At 69.6% G+C, this 21212-nt stretch carries 21 protein-coding genes; 11 read left to right on the top strand and 10 right to left on the bottom strand.

Going from position 1 to position 21212, the window contains the following annotated elements; translation table 11 throughout:
- Positions 1–103 precede the first annotated feature (103 nt).
- Positions 104–661, top strand: a complete 558-nt coding sequence (locus tag QTI17_RS22580; protein ID WP_286535760.1) for a hypothetical protein — start codon at positions 104–106, stop codon at positions 659–661.
- Here QTI17_RS22580 and QTI17_RS22575 read toward each other — a convergent pair.
- The 5 genes from QTI17_RS22575 to QTI17_RS22555 form a co-directional block, all read right to left on the bottom strand.
- Positions 583–1011, bottom strand: a complete 429-nt coding sequence (locus tag QTI17_RS22575; RefSeq protein WP_286535758.1) for a hypothetical protein — start codon at positions 1009–1011, stop codon at positions 583–585. The genes QTI17_RS22580 and QTI17_RS22575 overlap by 79 nt on opposite strands.
- Positions 1012–1072: 61 nt before the next feature.
- Positions 1073–2182: a potassium channel family protein gene (locus QTI17_RS22570; protein WP_286535757.1), complete on the bottom strand. Its 1110-nt coding sequence runs from the start codon at positions 2180–2182 to the stop codon at positions 1073–1075.
- Entirely contained in the window at positions 2173–3906 is a 1734-nt protein-coding gene (locus tag QTI17_RS22565; RefSeq protein WP_286535756.1) for a SulP family inorganic anion transporter, read from the bottom strand. Before QTI17_RS22565 ends, QTI17_RS22570 begins: the two co-directional genes overlap by 10 nt.
- A 69-nt stretch (positions 3907–3975) precedes the next feature.
- Positions 3976–4347: a glutaredoxin domain-containing protein gene (locus QTI17_RS22560; RefSeq protein WP_286535755.1), complete on the bottom strand. Its 372-nt coding sequence runs from the start codon at positions 4345–4347 to the stop codon at positions 3976–3978.
- Between the two features lie 44 nt (positions 4348–4391).
- Positions 4392–5240, bottom strand: coding sequence for an IclR family transcriptional regulator (locus QTI17_RS22555; RefSeq protein WP_286535754.1), 849 nt, complete (start codon positions 5238–5240; stop codon positions 4392–4394).
- Positions 5241–5339: 99 nt separating this feature from the next.
- Here QTI17_RS22555 and QTI17_RS22550 point away from each other — a divergent pair, with 99 nt between their 5' ends.
- Positions 5340–6308 carry a Bug family tripartite tricarboxylate transporter substrate binding protein gene (locus tag QTI17_RS22550; protein WP_286535752.1) on the top strand — a complete coding sequence of 323 codons (969 nt, stop codon included), beginning with the start codon at positions 5340–5342 and terminating at the stop codon, positions 6306–6308.
- An 11-nt stretch (positions 6309–6319) separates the two neighbouring features.
- On the top strand, positions 6320–8668 hold the full coding sequence (locus QTI17_RS22545) for a cytochrome P450/oxidoreductase (RefSeq protein WP_286535751.1): 2349 nt from the start codon (positions 6320–6322) through the stop codon (positions 8666–8668).
- Positions 8669–8682: 14 nt separating this feature from the next.
- Here QTI17_RS22545 and QTI17_RS22540 read toward each other — a convergent pair whose 3' ends face one another.
- Together QTI17_RS22540 and QTI17_RS22535 are read right to left on the bottom strand one after the other, a co-directional pair.
- The gene (locus tag QTI17_RS22540; protein ID WP_286535750.1) at positions 8683–9210 is read right to left on the bottom strand and encodes a cupredoxin domain-containing protein; all 528 of its coding nucleotides are present in this window, start codon (positions 9208–9210) and stop codon (positions 8683–8685) included.
- A 157-nt stretch (positions 9211–9367) separates the two neighbouring features.
- Positions 9368–9760 (bottom strand): COG4315 family predicted lipoprotein, encoded by a 393-nt coding sequence (locus tag QTI17_RS22535; protein ID WP_286535749.1) that lies wholly within the window; start codon positions 9758–9760, stop codon positions 9368–9370.
- A 298-nt stretch (positions 9761–10058) separates the two neighbouring features.
- Here QTI17_RS22535 and QTI17_RS22530 point away from each other — a divergent pair, with 298 nt between their 5' ends.
- Positions 10059–11768 carry a uracil-xanthine permease family protein gene (locus tag QTI17_RS22530; RefSeq protein ID WP_286535748.1) on the top strand — a complete coding sequence of 570 codons (1710 nt, stop codon included), beginning with the start codon at positions 10059–10061 and terminating at the stop codon, positions 11766–11768.
- A 45-nt stretch (positions 11769–11813) separates the two neighbouring features.
- On the opposite strand, the gene QTI17_RS22525 is transcribed toward QTI17_RS22530, so the two are convergent.
- Positions 11814–12962 (bottom strand): Kelch repeat-containing protein, encoded by a 1149-nt coding sequence (locus QTI17_RS22525; protein WP_286535746.1) that lies wholly within the window; start codon positions 12960–12962, stop codon positions 11814–11816.
- A gap of 26 nt (positions 12963–12988) precedes the next feature.
- Positions 12989–13963: a Bug family tripartite tricarboxylate transporter substrate binding protein gene (locus QTI17_RS22520; RefSeq protein WP_286535744.1), complete on the bottom strand. Its 975-nt coding sequence runs from the start codon at positions 13961–13963 to the stop codon at positions 12989–12991.
- Between the two features lie 204 nt (positions 13964–14167).
- Here QTI17_RS22520 and QTI17_RS22515 point away from each other — a divergent pair, with 204 nt between their 5' ends.
- The 7 genes from QTI17_RS22515 to QTI17_RS22485 all read left to right on the top strand — a co-directional run bounded on the left by QTI17_RS22515 (position 14168) and on the right by QTI17_RS22485 (position 20905).
- The gene (locus QTI17_RS22515) at positions 14168–14920 is read left to right on the top strand and encodes an IclR family transcriptional regulator (RefSeq protein ID WP_286535743.1); all 753 of its coding nucleotides are present in this window, start codon (positions 14168–14170) and stop codon (positions 14918–14920) included.
- An 81-nt stretch (positions 14921–15001) separates the two neighbouring features.
- The gene (locus QTI17_RS22510; protein WP_286535742.1) at positions 15002–15772 is read left to right on the top strand and encodes a GNAT family N-acetyltransferase; all 771 of its coding nucleotides are present in this window, start codon (positions 15002–15004) and stop codon (positions 15770–15772) included.
- A 132-nt stretch (positions 15773–15904) separates the two neighbouring features.
- Positions 15905–16558, top strand: a complete 654-nt coding sequence (locus tag QTI17_RS22505) for a hydrolase (protein ID WP_286535740.1) — start codon at positions 15905–15907, stop codon at positions 16556–16558.
- A 16-nt stretch (positions 16559–16574) separates the two neighbouring features.
- Positions 16575–16868 (top strand): XapX domain-containing protein, encoded by a 294-nt coding sequence (locus QTI17_RS22500; RefSeq protein ID WP_286535738.1) that lies wholly within the window; start codon positions 16575–16577, stop codon positions 16866–16868.
- Between the two features lie 104 nt (positions 16869–16972).
- Complete coding sequence (locus tag QTI17_RS22495) at positions 16973–18862, top strand: amidohydrolase (RefSeq protein WP_286536111.1); 1890 nt, start codon at positions 16973–16975, stop codon at positions 18860–18862.
- Positions 18862–19260, top strand: a complete 399-nt coding sequence (locus QTI17_RS22490; protein WP_286535737.1) for a DoxX family protein — start codon at positions 18862–18864, stop codon at positions 19258–19260. Before QTI17_RS22495 ends, QTI17_RS22490 begins: the two co-directional genes overlap by 1 nt.
- Complete coding sequence (locus QTI17_RS22485) at positions 19250–20905, top strand: MFS transporter (RefSeq protein ID WP_286535736.1); 1656 nt, start codon at positions 19250–19252, stop codon at positions 20903–20905. The genes QTI17_RS22490 and QTI17_RS22485 overlap by 11 nt, the downstream gene beginning before the upstream one ends.
- Positions 20906–20918: 13 nt before the next feature.
- Here the strand turns inward: QTI17_RS22485 and QTI17_RS22480 are convergent, their stop codons facing one another.
- A complete protein-coding gene (locus QTI17_RS22480; protein ID WP_286535735.1) occupies positions 20919–21182 on the bottom strand; it encodes a hypothetical protein in 264 nt (87 codons plus the stop codon).
- Positions 21183–21212 lie beyond the last annotated feature (30 nt).

Raw genomic sequence — 21212 nt, 5'->3', positions numbered from 1 at the left:
CCGGCCGCGGCCGCGAGTGCCGCCGGCGACAGCCCGGGGCCGTCCGAGCCTTGAAAGCCGGTTGGCGCCGAGTACAGTTCGGTCACGGCCACCGTTCTCATCCATGACTTTCCAGCGTTTGCACCTGACCGGCCCGGAGGGCCGTCCCTATGTCCTGGGCGAGCGCATCGAGGTGTATGACGGGCCGGCGCTGATCGGACGGGTCCAGTCGGTCACTCAGAGCCCGGCCGGCGATGAAGTTCGGCTCGAGAACTTCCTGACCACCGACTTCGCCGATTTCCGCGCCAAGGCGCTGCCGAAGCTGGTGCTGGCCGAGGTGGTCAGTTTCATCGCCGAGCGCTATCCGTCGATCCACGCCATCGGCATCGAGCTCAGCCGCGACATCGAGGGCTACGAAGGGCGGGAGGCGACGCTGGCCAGTGCCCGCGCCGAGATTCTGCAAAGCATCGGTACGAGCGGTGTGCGGATCCATCCCAAGCCGCATCCCGGACAGGCCGGCCATTTCGCGGTGACAGGCGTGTGGCGCTACGGCCAGGCCAGCGTCTCGGCACTTGCTTCCGTGCTGCAGGCCCAGCGCGCCGCCTATCGCGAGCGGACCGAGGCCGCGGCCAAGTCGGCGGCGCGGCCGACCTTGAGGCAGTTGCTGCGCAGGGATCGCTGAGCGCCACCCGCCAGGCGGCCGCGCAAATCGCAGTCTTCCATGGCGTCCACGAGGGTGTCGCGCAGGTCCTGGGCGTCGAGGTCCAGCAAGGCCTCGATGCAGGTGGCTTGCGCCGGCGAGCAGCGCGCGGGGGCCCAGTCGCGGAGGACCTGCGTCGCGCGGCTTCGGTCGCGGGCACCCAGCTTGTGCAGCGCGAGGATCCACTCGGCCTGCTCTTGCGTGAACGGCGCCGGGATGTCGAAGGCAGCGGCGGTGGAGACCGCCGGGGACGCTTCGACCCGGTGCGGCCGGCCAAGGATTCCGAAGCCGAAAAGGCTGTTGCGCGACGAGAGATTGGAAGTGATCTGCATGCCTTGATCGTAGGGAACGCGGCCGATCCGGGCCATGAGAGCAGTCTCAAAAAGCGCGTCCTCAATCCGGGCGCCCGCTGGTGAGTTGCAGGACCACCGCGTCGCGACTGAAGCGCTCGGCCGCCATCGCGGGGTTGATCCAGTCGGGCAGGGGAAGCAGCAGGTAGGCGGCCAGGCCCTGGAGCCGGGGCTCGTAGGTGGCTCGCAGGAGCCGGATGGCCCTGAGTGCGCCGTCATCGTCGTGCCACCGAGGAATGATCCGGCGGATCGTGGCCACGAGAACGCACATCGCCTCCGCGTCAAGCCGGCGCGGGGGCGTGCCGTGCGCCGGTGCCACCTGCAGCGATTCGCTGGCTTCGTCGAGGATGCGCCGCAGTGCCGCGAAGGTCGCGGTGGCCTGGTGGCGCTGCGCGTCGTCGGCGCCTGCGATCAGCAGGGTGCAGACGTCGAGCACCACGGCCAGCGAGCCGAGCCAGGAGTGGCCTTCGTGCTGGGAGCGGTAGAACGCGAGCATCGGATAGACGGCGTGGCTTTCGATCAGGTCGCTGGCCCAGATCTCCCAGTCCCTCAGCCAGCGCTCGAGTTCCTCCGTAGTGCCGTGCGCGTGCCATTCGAGCAGTGTCGCGGCGGTCGGGGGCGACCCCGCGCGGGCGGAGAACTCGATGAGTTGCAGGTCGCGGCGGGTGAAGTGCTGATAGAGCACCGGCAGGTAGCCGATGTTCAGCGCGATGAAGCCGAAGCCGGTGCCGGCCTCCAGGATGACCAGCAGGCGTGCCAGCGTATGTTGCGGCACGATGTCGCCGTAGCCGAGCGTGAAGAAGGCGTCGCCGCTGAGGATCACCTGGCTGGCCAGGGTGTCGAAGCGCGCGCCGGGCGCCAGGCCCTGCATCGCCCACTGCATCAGGCCGAAGCCGACCACCAGCGAACCGGCCCAGAGCACGAAAAGCATGACCATCGAGAACGGGCCATAGACGCCGAGGAAGTCCTCTCGCCGGCGGCCGGCGGGCCACCGGCCGGCGCACCAGGCCCAGGCATCCCAGGTGACCTTGAAGAAGTAGCTGTTCAGCCGGATCCGGCGGCGCACCGGGCGTGGCAGCAGCACCACTTCGAAAGCGTCGATCAGAGTCGCCATCACGAGCACGGCCCCGGCCAGGAAGGCGATCACCGGCATGGGGTGCCGTCGAACTCGTCGATGGCATCGGCGACCGAGGTCCTGCGTCCGAAGTAGCCCAGGCGCTCTTCCAGGCCTTCGGCCCGCAGGAGGTCGCGCACCGGCGCGTGCGCCGCGACCAGGCGCAGGCGGATGCCCGCCTGGGCCAGTTCCTGATGCAGCTTCGACAGCATCTTCGCCGCCGCCAGGTCGACCTGGGGCGAGGTCGACAGGTCGCAGATCACCAGCTTCGGCTTGTCCGGTGCCGACCGAACCATGTGGCGCACGGCTTCGTACACGTGATCGACGTTGAAATAGAGCATGCCGGAGTCGACGCGGAAGATCAGCACGCCAGGCGTCGCCGTGTTGTCGGGGTTGCGCTCGATGTCGGAGAACTTGCGCGTGCCCGGTATCCGTCCGAGGACCGCCACATGCGGCCGTGCGACCCGGCCGATCAGCAAGGTCAGCGAAGCCAGGACCGCGACGATCACGCCGTTGAGAATGCCCAGCAGCAGCACCGCGGCGAACGCGATCATGGAGACCGCGAACTCATAGCGGCTGACACGCCAGAGGCGCTTCATCTCGCCGATGTTGACGAGTCCCTTGACGGCCACGAGGACGATGGCGGCGAGCACGACATTGGGCAGGTTCTTCAGTCCGCCGGTCAGGAACAGCAGGCACAGGCCGATCGTGATCGATGCGAAGACCAGCGCCAGCGGCGTCTTGGCGCCGGCCTTGTCGTTGACCGACGACTGCGACAGACCACCGGCCACCGGATAGGCCTGGAACAGCGCCGCGCCGAGGTTGGCCGCGCCGAGGCCGAGGAATTCCTGGCGCGGGTCGATCTCGTAGTTGTGGGCGTCGGCCAGCGCGCGCGCGGCCGAGACGCTCTCCACATAGGACAGCAGCAGGCAGGCGAACGCGAGCGGCACCACGCCCTGCACGTCGCGCACCCGAAGGCCGGGCAATTTGAAGCTCGGCAGGCCCTCGGGCAGGGCGCCGACGACCTTGAAGCCGAGGTCGCCCAGCGAGGTGAGCGACAGCACGATGGTCGAGGCGACTACCACGAAGAGCGCCGCCGGCCGGCCCGGCAGGTACTTTTCGGCCAGCAGCAGGAAGACCAGCGCGACCAGGCCGAAGCTCAGCACGGCGAGGTTCGTGTCGGGGATCTGTCCGCCCAGGATGACCAGGCGCTCGAAGAAGTCCTCGCCGCCTCCCTTGACGCCGAAGAGCTTGGGCAGCTGGGTGAGCGCGATCGTGCATGCCGCCCCGGCCTTGAAGCCGAGCAGGATGGTCTCGCTGATGAAGTTGACCAGTGAACTGAGGCGCAGGAGCCATGCCACGACGCACATGGCCGCGATGAGCAGCGCAGTCAGCGCGGCGATGCCGGCCCACCGCTGCGGATCGCCTCCCGCCATGCCGGCGACGGTGACGCCGACGAGCATCGAGATCGCCGAAGTGGGGCCGATCGCCAGTTGGCGCGACGATCCCAGCAGCGCATAGAACAGGCCGCCGACCAGGTAGCAGTAGATGCCGTATTGCGGGGGCAGCCCGGCGAGCGATGCGTAGGCCAAGGACACCGGGATACCGTAGGCGGCCAGGGTCAGTCCCGCAATGGCGTCTTTCGCCAGCCACCTGGGTTCGTAGGTCCGCAGCCACCGGGCCGGCGGAAACGCCGCACGCCAGCCCTGCTCGGATGCATCGGTCGCCTGGAACCTGCCTGCCGGTTGCGCTTCCTGAGTCATGTGAAACCCCGCCAGGGTCAAGAGCAGATCGCAGTATCCGCCGGGTCGGCGGCGGCGGATTGATTTTCGTCAATCGGGCTGGAGCATCGCCTTCAGCTCGCCGCTGCCGATCAGCTGCTGCAGGTCGGCAGCGCCGCCGATCAGCACGCCCTTGACGAAGATCATCGGGAAGGTCGGCCAGCCGGTCCACATCTTGAGCGCGTTGCGATCGCGCCATCGGCTCAGGTAGCTGCCGTACTGGAGATAGCGGTGCGGCAGCTTCGCGTCATCGAGGAGCTTGCGCGCCTTGCGCGGGAACGGGTTCATCGCCATGCCGACCACCACGATGTCGCTGGCAGCGATCGCAGCCATGACCTCGCGCACGATGGCCTGCCGGTTTTCGGCCAGCCGGGTGCGGATGGCCGGATGGATGTGGGCTTCGTCTAGGACGGGACGGGGCATGGAGGGAGTTCTTCCAGGGTTGGCGAATGGCGACCGATTCTGCGTCATCCGGCCGCGGGCGGCGGCCCGACGCAGCCCAGCTTGAGGCTCGTGGCATGCGCCTCGCGGCACACGGCGATGGCGATCCTGCCGTCGACCGAGGGATCGAAGCCGCCGCTGGCGCCCAGCGCGGTGATCACCGCGCAGACGCGGCCGGTGAAGTCGAACACCGGCGCGGCCACCGCGCTGATGCCGCGCAGGTAGGTATCGCGCACGCTGGCGCAGCACGCGGCCCGGACTTCGCGCTGCAGCGTGCCGATCGGGTCGGGCGAAGGCAGCAGCGCGCGCATGTCGTCGGTGGCGGCGGCCAGTTCGCTCTCGGCCATCTGGCGCACGCTGGCTTCGTCGAGCAGGCCCAGGAAGACGCGCCCGGTGGCAGACCACAGCATCGACATCACAGAGCCGGCGCGCACGTTCACGGTGACCGGCAGGCCCGGTTCCTCGATCCGCATGATGGTCGGCCCGCGATTGCCCATGACGGCGACGAAGCAGGTGACCTCGAGGCTCTCGCGCAGCCGGATCAGCGCCGGTTCCGCATGCCGGATCGGTTCGGCCTGGCGCATCGCGGCCAGGCCGATGCGGATCAGCTCGGGCCCGAGGAAGTAGCGCTGGGTGGCCGGATCCTGGTCGACCAGGCCCTCCTGCATCAGGCTCACCAGGTAGCGGTGCACCTTGGCCGGGCTTTCGCCGACATGGGCCGCGAGGGCGGTCAGGCCGGCATTGCCGCCGATGTTGGCCAACCCCTTGAGCACCACCATCCCGGTCTGCGCAGACTGCACGCTCTGGCGCCGGTCGGGTAGGCGCGGCAAGGCCGCTTCGGCAGAAGGCAGGGACGGGGCGGGACTCTGTTTCATGGCGGGACGATCGTAACCACCGCGGTCGGGCTGGGAAAACCCGAAGTCGATGATTACGCATAGCGTATAACAATTACGCAATATTTTGGAGATCGCCGCATGAAGCATTTCCTCGCCGTGGCCCTGGCCGCGCTGTCGCTGGTGGCGACCCCGTCGATCGCCCAGCAGGCCTTCCCGACCAAGCCGATCCGCTGGCTGGTGCCGTATGCGGCAGGTGGCGGTTCGGACTTCCTGGCCCACACGATCGGCCAACGGCTGTCGACCCAGGTCGGCCAGCCGGTGCTGGTCGACAACAAGCCCGGCGGCAACACGGCGCTCGCGGCGGCCGAAACCGCGCGCGCCGCGGCCGACGGCTATACCGTGCTGTCGGCCGACAACGGCACCATGGTCTTCAACCCGGCGCTGTACAAGAGCCTCTCCTACAGCCCCGCCAAGGATCTCGCGCCGGTGACGCTGATGGGACGCTTCCCGATGATCCTGGTGGTCGGTCCGGCCAGCGACGCGACCAGCGCCCGGGACTTCATCGCCAAGGCCAAGGCCAAGCCCGGCGGCACCAATTTCGCGTCGGCGGGTGCCGGCAGCCCGCACCACCTGGCGATGGAACTGCTCAAGGTCGAAGCCGGCCTGTTCATGGTCCATGTGCCCTACCGGGGCGCCGCGCCCGCATTGGCCGACGTGGTCGGCGGACAGGTGCCGGCGATGATGGTCGACCTGGCGGCGGGTGCCGGCTTCATCAAGGGCGGAAAGGTCAGGCCGCTGGCAGTGGCGAACCCGACCCGGCTGCCGCAACTGCCCGACGTGCCGACCTTCGCCGAACTGGGCTTCAAGAATGTCGAGGCGGCCGCGCTGGTCGGCATGGTAGTGCCGGCGGCGACCCCGCCCGAGGTGATCGGCACGCTCAACAAGCAGGTGGTGGCCGCAATCCACGATCCGGCGGTCCACCAGCGGATGGTCGATTTCGGCGTCGAGCCGGTCGGCAACACGCCGGCCCAGTTCGCCGCGCTGCTGCAGAGCGAGACGGCGCGCTGGCAGAAGCTGATCCGCGACCTCAAGATCACGCTGGACTGAGGACCCGCCCGATGAGCACCCCGACTTCCGCCGGGCCCGCGACCGGCTGCCCCTTCGCATCGCCGCCGCTGTCGACGCACACCACGCCGACCGGCTGCCCGGTCAGCCAGCGCGCCGCCGATTTCGATCCGTTCGAGGACGCCTACCAGCAGGATCCGCCCGAGTCGCTGCGCTGGGCGCGCGAGCAGGAGCCGATCTTCTGGAGCCCGCGCCTGGGCTATTGGGTGGTCACGCGCTACGAGGACATCAAGGCGATCTTTCGCGACAACATCACCTTCAGCCCCTCGATCGCGCTCGAGAAGATCACGCCGACCGGCGAAGAGGCCAACGCGGTGCTGGCCTCCTACGGCTTCGCGCTGAACCGCACGCTGGTCAACGAGGACGAGCCGGCCCACATGCCGCGCCGGCGGCTGCTGATGGAGCCGTTCACGCCCGACGAATTGCGCCACCACGAGCCGCTGGTGCGCCGGCTGGCGCGCGAATACGTCGACCGCTTCATCGACGACGGCCGCGCCGACCTGGTCGACCAGATGCTCTGGGAGGTCCCGCTGACAGTGGCGCTGCACTTCCTCGGCGTGCCCGAAGAGGACATGGACACGCTGCGCAAGTACTCGATCGCCCACACGGTCAACACCTGGGGCCGGCCGAAGCCGGAAGAGCAGGTGGCGGTAGCGCATGCGGTCGGCAACTTCTGGCAGTTCGCCGGCCAGGTGCTCGACAAGATGCGACAGGACCCGTCGGGCCCGGGCTGGATGCGCTACGGCATCCGCAAGCAGGCCGACCATCCGGAGGTGGTGACCGACTCGTACCTGCATTCGATGATGATGGCCGGCATCGTGGCGGCCCACGAGACCACCGCCAACGCCACGGCCAATGCCATGAAGCTGCTGCTGCAGCACCCCGACACCTGGCGCGAGATCTGCGAGGACCCGAGCCTGATCCCCAATGCGGTCGAGGAATGCCTGCGCCACAACGGCTCGGTGGCGGCCTGGCGGCGGCTGGTCACGAAGGAGGTCGAGGTCGGCGGCACGCGGCTGCCCGCGGGCTCGAAGCTGTTGATCGTGACCTCGTCGGCCAATCACGACCCGCAGCAGTTCGCCGATGCCGACCTGTTCGACATCCGGCGCGACAACGCCAGCGAGCATCTCACCTTCGGCTACGGCTCGCATCAGTGCATGGGCAAGAACCTGGCGCGCATGGAGATGCAGATCTTCCTGGAAGAGTTCACGCGCCGGCTGCCACACCTGCGGCTCGCCGATCAGGTCTTCAGCTATGTGCCGAACACCTCGTTCCGGGGCCCGGAGCACCTGTGGGTCGAGTGGGATCCTTCGCTCAACCCGGAGCGAGCCCGCCCGAAGCTGCTGGAGGCACAGACGCCGGTGCGCATCGGCGAGCCGTCGCGCCACGCCGGGGCCCGCACGGTAATCGTCCACAGCGTGACGCCGGTGGCCGAAGGCATCGTAAGGCTGCGCCTGGTCGCACCCGACGGCAAGGCACTCCCGCGCTGGACGCCCGGTGCGCACATCGATGTCGAATGCGGCGACCCCGCGCTGTCGCGCCAGTACTCGCTGTGCGGCGACCCGGACGACACGCAGGCGCTGGAGGTCGCGGTGCTGCGCGAAGCCGAAGGTCGTGGCGGTTCGGCCTGGATCCACGGTCAGCTGCAGGCCGGCGACCGGCTGCGTATCCGCGGGCCGCGCAACCACTTCCGGCTCGACGAATCGGCGCGCCGGCTGATCCTGATCGCCGGCGGCATCGGCATCACGCCGGTGAGCGCCATGGCGCGCCGTGCCCGCGCGCTTGGGCTCGACTACGCGCTGCACTACAGCGGGCGCCGGCGCGGCACCATGGCCTTCGTCGACGAGCTGGCCGTACTGCACGGCGAGCGGCTCCATCTGCATGTCGGCGACGAGGGCGGGCGCTGCGATTTCGACGCCTTGCTGGCGCGGCCGGCGCCCGGGACCCAGGTCTATGCCTGCGGCCCGCAGCGCATGCTCGACGCGCTCGAGGCCTGCTGCGCCGGGTGGCCCGAGGACGCGCTGCGCGTCGAGCATTTCGAATCGAGCGTGGGCACGCTCGACCCGGCGCGCGAGCACGCGTTTGAGGTCGAGCTCAAGGATTCGGGCATCACGGTGAACGTCCGGGCCGACCAGACCGTGCTGGGCGCCCTGCGGGCCGCCAACGTCGACATCCCCAGCGACTGCGAAGAGGGCCTGTGCGGCACCTGCGAAGTGCGCGTGCTCGGCGGCGAGGTCGACCATCGCGACCTGGTGCTGACCCGTGCCGAACGCGAGGCGCAGTCGCGCATGATGGCCTGCTGCTCGCGGGCGCGCGGAGGGAGGCTGGTGCTGGAGCTCTGAGTGCCGTCCAGGTCTCAGATCCGCTTGCGCCGCGGAACCACGTTGAGCTGGAGCGTGGCCTTCGCGGGCCCGTCACCCAGCATGACCTGCAGCGGCGCGATGTCGATCAGCTGGTCCGCGTGCCACACCTTGATCGACGCGGCACCGTCAGGAGCATCGAGCATGGCGAGGCCGTCCGGGCCCGTCAGCGCCGCCCAGGGCGAATCGCTCACGTAGACATGGCCGCGCATCGAGTTGTGCAAGTGGCAGCCGAGCAGCACGGCGCCGGGCTTGTCGAAGATGGCGTCGGCGGTCTTGCCGGGTTTGCCTTCGGGCTTGCCCGAGATCATCAGCTCGAAGCTGCCTCCGGGACCGGCGTCGAACTGTGCGACACCGGCGGCGGAAGCGCGCACGTGGTGGTCCCACGGGTCGTTGTTGACGAAGTGCGCCTTCGCCCCGGGGGCCACCAGACTCACGGCCGGCACGAAGCGCATCTTCTCCTGGCTGATCGTCACTTCCTTGGGCAGCGGCCGAGATGGCGCGGCCTTCGAAGCGGTGATCACGACGACCACTGCATCGACGACGGGCTGTCCATCCTTGTCGAGGACGCCAACCTGCAGAGGGGTCGCCGCACAGAGCGTGCAAAGAAGCGCGCTGGCGAATGCGACGAATGAACCGCGCATGCCTGGCACGCGAAAGGGCGGAGGGTTGCGCATGTGATCAGAGCTGGCTCGTCTTGATGACGTGCCAGACCTTGTCGTAGCCGTCGCCGTAGACGTCACCGGGCTCCTGGTCCTCGGGCCAGGTGTACAGCGGTTGACCCTTGAATGCCCACTGCTTGGCGCCGTCGTCGCGGGTGATCACCGACAGGCCGCCGCTCGGCTTGGTGCCTTCGGCGGCCAAGACCGGTGGCCAGGTCACCGCACAGTTGCCATAGCAGGTCGAGCGGCCACTGTTCGGTGCGTCCTTGTCGTACGTGTAGAGCGTAAACCCCTTGTCGTTGACGAGCATGCCGTTGACAAGGTTCACGGTCGAGAACTCCTTGGTGGGCGCATGCGTTGCGCAACCGGCGAGCAGGGTCAGGGTGATGGCGAGACTGGCGGCAATACGCACGAAAGACTCCTTTGAAATCGCGAATGGGAGGCGGGACGGCTCACTACACAATTAGATACAGTTTCGCCCAGTGCACCCAGTGCAATAAGTCACGGCCTGAACGCTTTCGTTTTCGTGGAAACCCTTGATCGGGACTGCTCCAGGCGCGGGAGATTCCGCGCGCAGCAGGTCTGATGGGCGTCGCTGCGACAGCACCTCGCCCGCTATGATGCGGCGGCCCCCGGCAAACCCATGCCGCCGGCCGCGCGTCTCAACCATCGGCTTGACGGACACATCGAGCCACCAGGACTGGAAGCCGATGTCGCACAAGCCTGCCGGGCTCATCTACGGCGTCGACGACACGCCGCCGCTGGGTATCAACATCCTCAGCGGACTGCAGCATGTCGGGCTGATGTCGATCTACCTGGTCTACCCGGTGCTGATCGCGCAGGCAGCCGGCGCCTCGGCCGAGGTCGCGGCCTCGCTGGTCAGTGCCACCTTGATCACGCTGGCCGTCGCGACCTTGCTGCAGGTCATCACGATCGGCCCGATCGGCTCGGGCTTCCTGTGCCAACCGACCTCCAGCGTGGTCTACATCGTGCCTTCGCTGGTGGCGGCGCGCAGCGGCAACCTCGCCGCGGTCTTCGGCATGACCATGCTGGCCGGCCTGTTCGAGGTCGCGCTGGCGCGCGTGCTGCCGCGCCTGCGTCCGATCTTCACGCCCGAGATCACCGGCCTGGTGGTGCTGCTGACCGGCATCTCGGTGGGCGTGGTCGGCCTGCGCACCGCGCTCGGTGGGGGCCCATCGGTCGCTGAACCGGCCGAAGTCGACTTGCTGCTGGGCCTGGGCACGCTCGGCCTGATGGTGGCGCTGAACGTGTGGGGCCGGGGCGCGCTGCGGGTCTTCAGCGTGCTGATCGGGCTGGTGGCGGGCTGCGCGGCCGGCTCGCTGCTCGGGCGTTTCGATGCCGAGGAAGTCGCCCGCCTGTCCGCTGCGCCCGCGTTCGCGGCACCCCTGCTGGGCCACGTGGGCTGGTCCTTCGATGCCGGCCTGCTGCTGCCGTTCCTGATCGGAGCGGTGGCCGCGGTGCTGAAGGTGATCGGCAACGTGACGACCTCGCAGAAGGCCACTCGGGTGGGCTGGGTACGCGCCGACATGCGCTCCATCAGCCGCGGCGTGCTGGCCGACGGGCTCGGCGCGGTCGTCGCCGGCGCGATCGGCGCACCGGGCATCAATTCATCGAGCAGCGCGGTCGGCCTGGCGACCGCCACCGGCGTAGCCAGCCGGCGCGTCGGCTGGTCGGTGGCCGCCATCCTGCTGGTCTTCGCCTTCGTGCCGAAGCTGGGCATGCTCTTCAACCTCGTTCCGCGGTCGGTGCTCGGCGCGGCGCTGGTGTTCTCGTCGACCTTCATCGTCACCAACGGCCTGGTCATCATGACCTCGCGCCTGCTCGACGCGCGCAAGACGCTGGTGATCGGGCTGGCGATCGTGTTCGGCCTGGCGGTGGAGATCTTCCCGGGCCTGCTGGTGGTGCTGCCACCGGCGCTGCGGCCATCGTTCGGCAATTCGCTGGTGTTCGGCACGCTGGTCGGGCTCGGCCTGAATCTATTGTTCCGCATCGGGCTTCGGCGCAGCGTCTCGATGAGCGTCGCGCCCGAAGCGATCGACCCCGAGGCGCTGGAGGAGTTCCTCGACGGCCAGGGCGCGGCCTGGGGCGCGCGCTCCGACGTGATCGAGCGGGCCAAGTTCAATCTCGTGCAATCGATCGAGACGCTGGCGGGGAGCGGCGTCGCCTCGGGGCCGCTGCACATCGAGGCATCGTTCGACGAGTTCAACCTGGACCTGAGGGTGTCGTATGTCGGCGAGCAGCTCGAACTGCCGGAACAGCGGCCCTCGATCGAGGAGATCATAGAGTCCGACCATGGCGAGCGCCGGCTGGCCGGCTTCCTCTTGCGGCGCTTCGCCGACCGCGTGACCTCAAGGCGCGCGGGCGAGCGGGCGACGGTGGGGTTTCACTTCGATCACTAGGGCGCGCTCGCCCTCGGCGGCGGGCGGAGGCTCGAGGGCCCCGGCTCAGCCCGGCGTGAACGCCTCGTGCACGGCGGACTGCACCGCCCCGCCCAGCACGGCGCCGCCGCCCGCGACGTAGATCCGGTCGCCGATCGCGGCCGCGCCGACCGCGTGCCGGGGTGTAGTCATCGGCGCGTGCCGCTGCCAGCCGTCGGTGGCGGGGTCGTAGCTTTCCATCTGGCCGAACACGGTGGCCTGGCGCGGCACGCCGCCGGCCAGGATGCCGCCTTCGCCGCCCATGGCGTAGAAGCGTCCGCGCAGGACCACCAGTCCGTGGCCCGATCGGGCCGTGGGAAGCGGGGCGCGCAGCTCCCAGGTGTCGCGCGCCGGCAGGTAGACATGGTGCAGGTCGGTGTTGTACTCAAAGGTGTTGAAGCGCCCGCCGACCACGTGGATCAGCCCCGCGTGGGCGACGCAGCCCACATGGTCGCGCGCGCCCGGCAGCGGCTTGCGCTGGCTCCAGGCGTCGGCCTGCGGATCGTAGACCTCGTGCCAGCCGACGCTGGCGCGCTCGCTCGCGGGTTCCGAGGCGCCGCCGACCAGGTGCAGCTTGCTGTCCAGCATGACGGCCGCCGCGGCGCCGCGTGGCCGCCGCAGCGGCGCGATCTCACGCCAGCGATCGGTCGCCAGTTCGTAGGCGTAGGCATGGGTGTCCGACAGGCGGTTCTGCTCGACGAAGCCGCCGAGCGCATAGACGAATCGCTCGTCCGAGGCCACCGCGACGTGGTTGGCGCCGCGCGGCAACGGCGCTCCCTGCAGCCAGCGGTCGACCGCCGGGTCGTAGATGTGGTGGTAGGCACGGTTGACCGCGCCTTCGCCGTAGCCCCCGACGACGTGCATGCGCCCCGCGGTCGCCGTGGCCCACGCCATCTCGCTGCGCGGCAGCGGCAGCGCGGCCCGCGCCGCCCATTGCCCGGCCGGGCCGGCGGGCGCGGGGCTGTCGGTCTTGCGCTGCGATTCCTGGTCGGGCGTGAGGTGGTGCGGCACGCCGCCCTGCAGCCGGGCATACGGCTCGGTCGATGAAGGCGCGGCGGGGAGGGCGGGTGCGCCCGCCTGCGCGGCATGGACCGCAGCGGGCATGCGGCCTGGCGAAGCGGCGCAGCCCGCGAGGGTTGCGCCGGCGGCGGAGAGCAGGAACTGGCGGCGTCGCATGCGCCCAGCTTAGCGCGCCCCGGCGTTCAATCCAGCTTGATGTTGGCCTCGCGGATCACCTTGCCCCACATCGCGCGGTCGGCCTCGATGAAGGCGCTGAACTCGGCCGGCGTGTTGCAGCGCAGCGCACCGCCGTACTCGGTCCATCGCTTCGCCAGCTCCGGCGACTGGCAGGCCTTCTGCATGGCGGCGCTGAGCTTGTCGAGGATCGGCTTGGGCGTGCCGGCCGGCGCCAGGATGCCCTGCCAGGCGATCGGCGCGTAGTCGGGCAGGCCGGCCTCGGCGAAGGTCGGCACGTCCGGGAAGCTCGGGTGGCGCTGCTTGCCGGTGACGGCGAGCAGCTTGAGCTTGCCGGCGCGGATGTTGCTGGCCGCCGCCGGCAGGCCGTCGAACATGGCCTGCACCTGGCCTGCCATCAGGTCGGTGTAGGGGCTGTTGCTGTTGTAGGGCACCAGGTTGGTCTTGACACCCGCGGCGTTGTTGAACCACACGCCCGACAGGTGCGAGTAGCTGCCGATGCCGGCCGTCGCGACGGTCACGGAATCGGGCCTGGCCTTGAGCTCGGCGATGAGCGCGCGGGCGTCCTTGGCCGGCAGGTTCGGGTTGGCGATGAGGCCGGTGTTGAGCACGCCCAGCAGGCTCACCGGGGCGAAGTCCTTCTCGGCGTTGTAGGGCAGCCTGGCATAGAGATGCGGCACGACCGACAGCGAACTGGTGGTGCCGATGTAGAGCGAATAGCCATCCGCCGGCGCCTTGGCGGCGACTTCGGTGCCGATGATGTTCGAGGCCCCGGGGCGGTTCTCGACGAAGAAGGACTGGCCCAGGATCTTCGTCAGCTCGGCCGCGATCTCGCGCGCATTGGCATCGGGCCCGCTGCCGGCCGGGAAGGGCGCGATGATCCGCACCGGCTTGGTGGGGTAGTCCTGCGCGTGGGCCGCGAGTGCGGCGACGGCGGCCGTGCCGGCGAGCAGGCGGCGGCTCCAGGTCTTCAAATCGATCATCCAATGTCTCCTTGTGATAGCGGCGCGTCTGCACCACGGCACGATGGTACATAAAATCATTAAATTGTCAAAATACGATAATAAGAACTGTAAATTTCTTCGGAGGCCGGCGGATCGGCCGGGTCGGATCGATATATCGTCGGAGCCGCGCGCGCACTTGGCGGTCGCGCCAAGAACCAACGAATGAATGAACGAAGGACTCCGGTGGCGGAAAAATCAACATCCAGCCTGGGACGCATGCTCGATGTGCTCGACCTGTTCGACGACAACCGCCTGACGCGGACCGCGGAGGACATCGCGACCGAGTTGGAGGTGTCGCTGCCGACCGGCTACCGCTATGTGCGGATGCTGGTCGAAGCCGGCCTGCTGCAGCGGGTCGAGAACTCCCACTACACCCTCGGGCCGCGCATCATCCTGCTCGACCACTACATCCGCAAGGCCGACCCGGTGCTGCGCGAAGGCATTCCGGTGATGCGCGAACTGGTCCAGCAGACCGGCTTCGACTGTGTCAGCTCGGGCCTGTTCGGCACCCAGCTGCTCGACACCCACCGGGAAGCCGGCAGCACGCCCGCCGCGCTGGCCTACGGCCGCGGCCGGCCGCGGCCGCTGTTCCAGGGCGCGGCGCCCAAGGTCATCGTCGCCAGCTTCGCGCCGGCGCCCCTGCACAAGCTCTTCGATGCCCGGCATGCGGAAATCGTGCGCTGCGGGCTGCCCTCGGAGTGGAGCGATTTCAGGCGCTACTACGCGGCGATCCGCAAGGCCGGCCACTATCTCTCCGTGGGCGAACTCGAACCGCAGCTGGCGGCGCTGGCGGCGCCGATCGAGAAGTCCGAGGGCGGCGTCTGGGGTGCGATCTCGCTGGTGCTCGACACCGCCCGGCTGGCCATCGTCGACACCGACCGGCTGGCGCACCTCGTCAAGGACGCCGCCCGGCGCATCGGCGACCGCCTGGCCTGAGCACGGGGCAACCGCCGGTCGATGGCCAACGGGGCTCGTGCTTCAATCGCGCCAACGCGGATCACGCCGCTGGAGACCTCGATGCCCGTGCGCAGCCCGCCCCGCTTGTTGGAACCGACCACCGTCCGCGCCCTCGAAGAACGCAGCTTCAATGCCTGGCCGGCGCGCCACACCGTCTCCTTCGACGGCTGGCTGTTCCGGCTGTCGGGCGGCTATACGAAGCGGGCCAACTCGGTCAATTGCGCACAGCCCGGTGCCTCTTTCGAAGGGGTCCGCCGCGCCGCCGAGGCCTTCTATGGGCGGCACGGCCTGCCGGCCGTGTTTCGCCTTTCGCCGCTGGCGCCGCCCGAGGCGGACCAGGAACTCGCGCAGGCGGGTTATGTCTTGTTCGACCCGAGCCAGGTCGCCTGCGCGTCGCTGGCCGGCGCGGCACCGCAGCCTGGGGTGCGCATCGACACAGTGCCATCACCGGCCTGGCTGGAAGGCATCGCCGCGGCCAACGGCGTGGCGCCGCCGCAGGACCAAATGCACCATGGCATGGTGCGCGCCATCGCCTGGCCGGCCGCCTTCGCCACCCTCCATGACGAGGGCGAAGCGATCGGCTTCGGGCTCGCCGTGCTGGAGCGCGGCGCGGTGGGTCTCTACGACATCGTGGTGAGCCCGGGCCGGCGCAGCCGCGGCCATGGTCGTGCGCTGACGCAGGCGCTGATGCACTGGGGCCGCAAAGCGGGCGCGACATCCGCGTACCTGCAGGTAAGGGAGCAGAACCAGGCGGCGCGCCGCCTGTACGCCGCGCTGGGCTTCGAAGATCGCTATCGCTACCACTACCGGGTGCCGGGCGAAGTGGCCTGACTCGGGGTGCTGGTGCGCGAGTCGCGACCGCACGATTCGAAAAAGCGGCGCCGCATTGTTCAAGCCAGGGAAGCCGGCGTGCCTTAGTCTCGGGGGCCGCAGACCTGCTCCCCCTCCACTAAGGACACCGCCATGCCCATCACCGCCAAGGCCGCCCCCGGCGCCAAGCTGCTCACCCCCACCGACCACACCCTGGTCATGATCGACTTCCAGTCGCAGATGGCGTTCGCGACGCACTCGATCGAGGCCGTCACGCTGCGCAACAACGCGGCGCTGGTGGCGCATGCGGCGGCCGGCTTCGGCGCCTCGACCATCCTCACGACCGTGGCCGAGAAGAGCTTCTCGGGCCCGATGTTCGACGAGATCAAGGCCGCCTTCCCGGGTCAGGCGATGCTCGACCGCACCTCGATGAACACCTGGGAGGACGCCGCCGTCATCAAGCGGGTCAACGAGATCGGCAAGTCGCGCATCGTGCTGTGCGGGCTCTGGACCGGCGTCTGCATCGTCGGGCCGGCCCTGTCCGCGCTCGACCAGGGCTTCGAGGTGTATGTCATCGCCGACGCCTGCGGCGACGTCTCGGCCGAGGCCCACGACCGTGCCATGGACCGCATGGTGCAGGCCGGCGCCCAGCCCATGACCTCGCTGCAGTACCTGCTGGAGCTGCAGCGCGACTGGGCCCGCACCGACACCTACGAGATGACCACCGGCATCGCCAAGAAGTTCGGCGGCGCCTACGGGCTCGGGATCATCTACGCCCAGTCGATGTTCGGCGCCCACGAAGGCTGAGCGGGCGGGCCGGGCCATGAAGGCTTACCTCGTCTCGCTGGCGCTCGGCATCCTGGTCGGCGTGATCTATGCGCTGTTCAGCGTGCGCTCGCCGGCGCCGCCGATCATCGCGCTGGTGGGCCTGCTCGGCATCCTGGCCGGCGAGCAGCTGCCGCCGCTGGTCAAGCGCCTGCTCGAGCCGTCCCACGCCGCCGGCTCGTGGCTGCAGCACCAGGTCAAGCCCCACATGTTCGGGGAGCTGCCTCAATGCGCGAAGACCGTGGACGTCGCCGCGGCCGACTCGGCGGCGGCGCACCGCGACACCCCATGACGGCCGAATTCGATCCTCGACGCCGCCGGCTGTTCCTCGGCACGCTCGGCGCAGCGCTCGGCGCTCAGGCGACGGCCCAGCAACTCTCTCCCAGGAAATCCGACATGCTCGACACCGGTGCCCCCGAGCTCATCCTGCACAACGGCCGCTTCACGACATTGGCGCGCAGCAACCCGACGGCCAGCGCGGTCGCGATCCGCGACGGCCGCTTCACCCATGTGGGCCGCAGCGAGGACATCCTGCCGCTGGCCGCCGCCGGCACCCGGGTCGTCGACCTCCGCGGCCGCCCGGTGCTGCCCGGGCTGATCGACAACCACCTGCACATCATCCGCGGCGGCCTCAACTACAACCTCGAGCTGCGCTGGGACGGCGTGCGCAGCCTGGCCGACGCCATGGCCATGCTCAAGCGCCAGGTGGCGATCACGCCGGCGCCGCAATGGGTGCGGGTGGTGGGCGGCTTCACCGAGCACCAGTTCGCCGAGAAGCGGCTGCCGACCATCGCCGAGCTCAACGCCGTGGCGCCCGACACCCCGGTGTTCCTGCTGCACCTGTACGACCGGGCGCTGCTCAATGGCGCCGCGCTGCGGGCCGTCGGCTACACCAAGGAAACGCCGGCACCGCCCGGCGGCGAGATCGTGCGCGACAGCGCCGGCAACCCGACCGGGCTGCTGCTGGCCAAGCCGAACGCGAGCATCCTCTATGCGACCTTGGCCAAGGGGCCGAAGCTGCCGTTCGACTACCAGCTCAATTCGACCCGGCACTTCATGCGCGAGCTGAACCGGCTCGGCGTCACCGGCGCGATCGACGCCGGCGGCGGCTTCCAGAACTTCCCCGAGGACTACCAGGTGATCCAGCAGCTGGCCGACGCCGGCCAGCTCACGATCCGGCTGGCCTACAACCTGTTCACGCAGAAGCCCAAGCAGGAGAAGCAGGACTTCCTCAACTGGACCGCGACCTCGAAATACAAGCAGGGCGACGACTACTTCCGCCACAACGGCGCCGGCGAGATGCTGGTGTTCTCGGCCGCCGACTTCGAGGACTTCCGCCAGCCGCGCCCCGACATGGCGCCGGAGATGGAGGGCGAGCTGGAGGAGGTGGTGCGGGTGCTGGTGCAGAACAAGTGGCCCTGGCGGCTGCACGCGACCTACGACGAGACCATCGAGCGCGCGCTCGACGTCTTCGAGAAGGTGAATCGCGACACGCCGCTGGCCGGGCTGAACTGGTTCTTCGACCACTGCGAGACGATCTCCGAGAAGTCGATCGACCGCATCGCGGCGCTCGGCGGCGGCATCGCGGTGCAGCATCGCATGGCCTACCAGGGCGAGTATTTCGTCGAGCGCTACGGCGCCGCCGCGGCCGAGGCGACGCCGCCCGTGAAGCGGATGCTCGAGAAGGGCGTCAAGGTCTCGGCCGGCACCGACGCCACCCGCGTCGCCTCGTACAACCCGTGGGTGTCGCTGTCGTGGCTGGTCACCGGCAAGACCGTCGGCGGCCTGCGGATCACGCCCCAGCGCAACTCCCTGGACCGCGAAGCGGCGCTGCGCATGTGGACCGAGAACGTGACCTGGTTCTCCAACGAAGTGGGCAAGAAGGGCCGCATCGAGGTCGGGCAGCTGGCCGACCTGGTGGTGCCCGACCGCGACTTCTTCGCCTGCCCCGAATCCGAGATCGCCGACACCACGGCCTTGCTCACGATGGTCGGCGGCAAGGTGGTCTGGGGCGCCGGCGAGTTCGCCGGGCAGGACGAGGGCACGCCGCCGCCGGCCATGCCCGACTGGTCGCCGGTGCGCAGCTTCGGCGGCTACGCGGGCTGGGGCGACAAGGAGGGCCGGCCGCTGCAGGCGACCGTGCGCCGCCTGGCGGCCGAGTGCGCCTGCGCCAACGACTGCAACCTGCACGGCCACCGGCACGCGACCGCGTGGTCGAGCCGGCTGCCGGTGGCCGATCTCAAGAGCTTCTGGGGCGCTTTGGGTTGCGCCTGCTGGGCGGTGTGATGCGCCGGATCTTCACCCATCCGGCCGTGCACTGGCTGGCACTGCTGTTCCTGTGCGCCGCCTATCTGCAGGGCGGCTTCAACAAGGCGACGGATTTCGCGTCGGCCGTCGCCGAGATGAACCATTTCGGCCTGTCGCCGGCCGGGCCGCTGGCGGCGGCCGTGATCGTCTTCGAGTTCGGCGCCGCGCTGATGATCCTGACGGGCTTCCACCGCTGGCTCGGCGCCCTGGGCCTGGCCGGCTTCACGCTGATGGCCACCTTCGTCGCCAACCGCTTCTGGGAGCTCGCGATGCCCGAGCGCTTCATGGTCGCCAATGCCTTCTTCGAGCACTGGGGACTGGTCGGCGGCTTCCTGCTGGTCGCCTGGCACGACCTGAGCGAGCGCCATGAGCGCTGAACCAGCGCCGGCAGTGCCGGCAGCGTCCGGCAGCTTCGCGCCGCTGCGCCAGCCGGTCTTCGCGGTCCTGTGGGCCGCCACCGTGCTCGGCAATGTCGGCAGCTTCATGCGCGACGTCGCCAGCGCCTGGATGGTCACCGAGCTGTCGGCCAGCCCGACCGCCGTGGCGCTGGTCCAGACCGCGGCGACCTTGCCGATCTTCCTGCTCGCGATCCCGGCCGGCGTGCTGTCGGACATCCTCGACCGGCGCCGCTTCCTGATCTTCATCCAGCTGATGCTGGCGGCGGTCAGCGGCACGCTGCTGCTGCTCGCGAGCACCAAGTCGCTGACCGTCGAGTACCTGATCGCGCTGACCTTCGTCGGCGGCATCGGCGCCGCGCTGATGGGGCCGACCTGGCAGTCGATCGTGCCCGAGCTGGTGCCGCGCGCCGACCTCAAGAACGCGGTGGCGCTGAACTCGCTCGGCATCAACATCGCGCGCGCCATCGGGCCGGCGGCCGGCGGCCTGCTGCTGGCGAGCTTCGGCGCCGCCGCGGCCTACGGCGCCGACGTGCTGAGCTATGTGTTCGTGATTGCCGCGCTGCTGTGGTGGAAGCGTCCAGCGACGCCCGACACCGGCCTGTCGGAGCAGTTCTTCGGCGCCTTCCGGGCCGGCCTGCGCTATGCCCGCGCCAGCCGCGAGCTGCACGTGGTGCTGCTGCGTGCGGCGGTGTTCTTCCTGTTTGCGAGTTCGGTCTGGGCGCTGCTGCCGCTGGTGGCGCGCCGGATGCTCGGCGGCACGGCGGGCTTCTACGGCCTGATGCTGGGCGCCGTGGGCGTCGGGGCGATCCTCGGCGCCTTGCTGCTGCCGCGGCTGCGCGCCAAGCTCGACGCCGATGGCCTGGTGCTGCTGGCCTCGCTGCTGTCGGCGGGGGTGATGGGGGTGCTCGCCGGCGCGCCGCCGCAATGGGCGGCGGTGTTGCTCATGCTGGTGCTGGGCGGCGGCTGGATCATCGCGCTCACCACGCTCAACGGCGTCGCCCAGGGCGTGCTGCCGAACTGGGTGCGCGGCCGCGGCCTGGCGATCTACCTGACCGTCTTCAACGGCGCCATGGCCGCGGGCAGCCTCGGCTGGGGCCTGGTGGCGCAGAAGATGGGCGTGCCGGCCACCTTGCTGGTCGGCGCGGCGGGCCTGACGGTGGTGGCCTTCGTCTTCCATCGCGTGCGGCTGCCGACCGGCGAAGCCGACCTGCAGGCCTCCAACCACTGGCCCGAACCCTTGCTCGACGCGCCGGTCGCGAACGACCGCGGGCCGGTCATGGTGCAGATCGAATACCGCATCCGCAAGGAAGACCGGCCGGCCTTCCTGCAGGCCCTGAAGGCGATGTCGATGGAGCGCCGCCGCGACGGCGCCTACGCCTGGGGCATCACCGAGCACACCCGCGAGCCCGAGCGCCTGATGGAGTGGTTCCTGGTCGAGTCGTGGGCCGAGCACCTGCGCCAGCACCAGCGGGTGTCGAAAGCCGACGCCGACCTGCAGCACGAGGCGGTGCGCTTCCACATCGGGCCGGAGGCGCCGGTGGTGCATCACTTCCTGGCGCTGGAACTGGACGCCGGCCACGACGACCACGACGGCCGCGCTGCTGCACCGGCCGCGGCGGCGTAGCGCCAATCGACCGTCAGGCCGTGTCCGCCGGGGCGGGTGTCGCTGGTGCCGCGAGCGGCTCCATGACACGAACGCGGCGCACGACGAGCTCGTCGATCTCCAGCTGCCGGATGCGAGCCCGGCCGACGAAGAGCCGGCCGACGGACAAGGCGCCGATGGCCAGGGCACCGAAGGCCAGGGCGCCGACAGCGATCGAGCCCAAGGCGGTGGTGCCGATGGCCTGCGCGCCCGTCGCGGCGGCCGGGACGGTCCGGGCGCGCGCGAACTTGCGCTTCATTGCAAGCCGCCTTCCGACAACGGCGCTGGG

This window comes from Variovorax sp. J31P179 (assembly GCF_030316985.1).
In the GTDB taxonomy this organism is placed as follows: domain Bacteria; phylum Pseudomonadota; class Gammaproteobacteria; order Burkholderiales; family Burkholderiaceae_C; genus Variovorax; species Variovorax ginsengisoli_B.
This window is presented reverse-complemented; position numbering and strand designations above follow the sequence as displayed.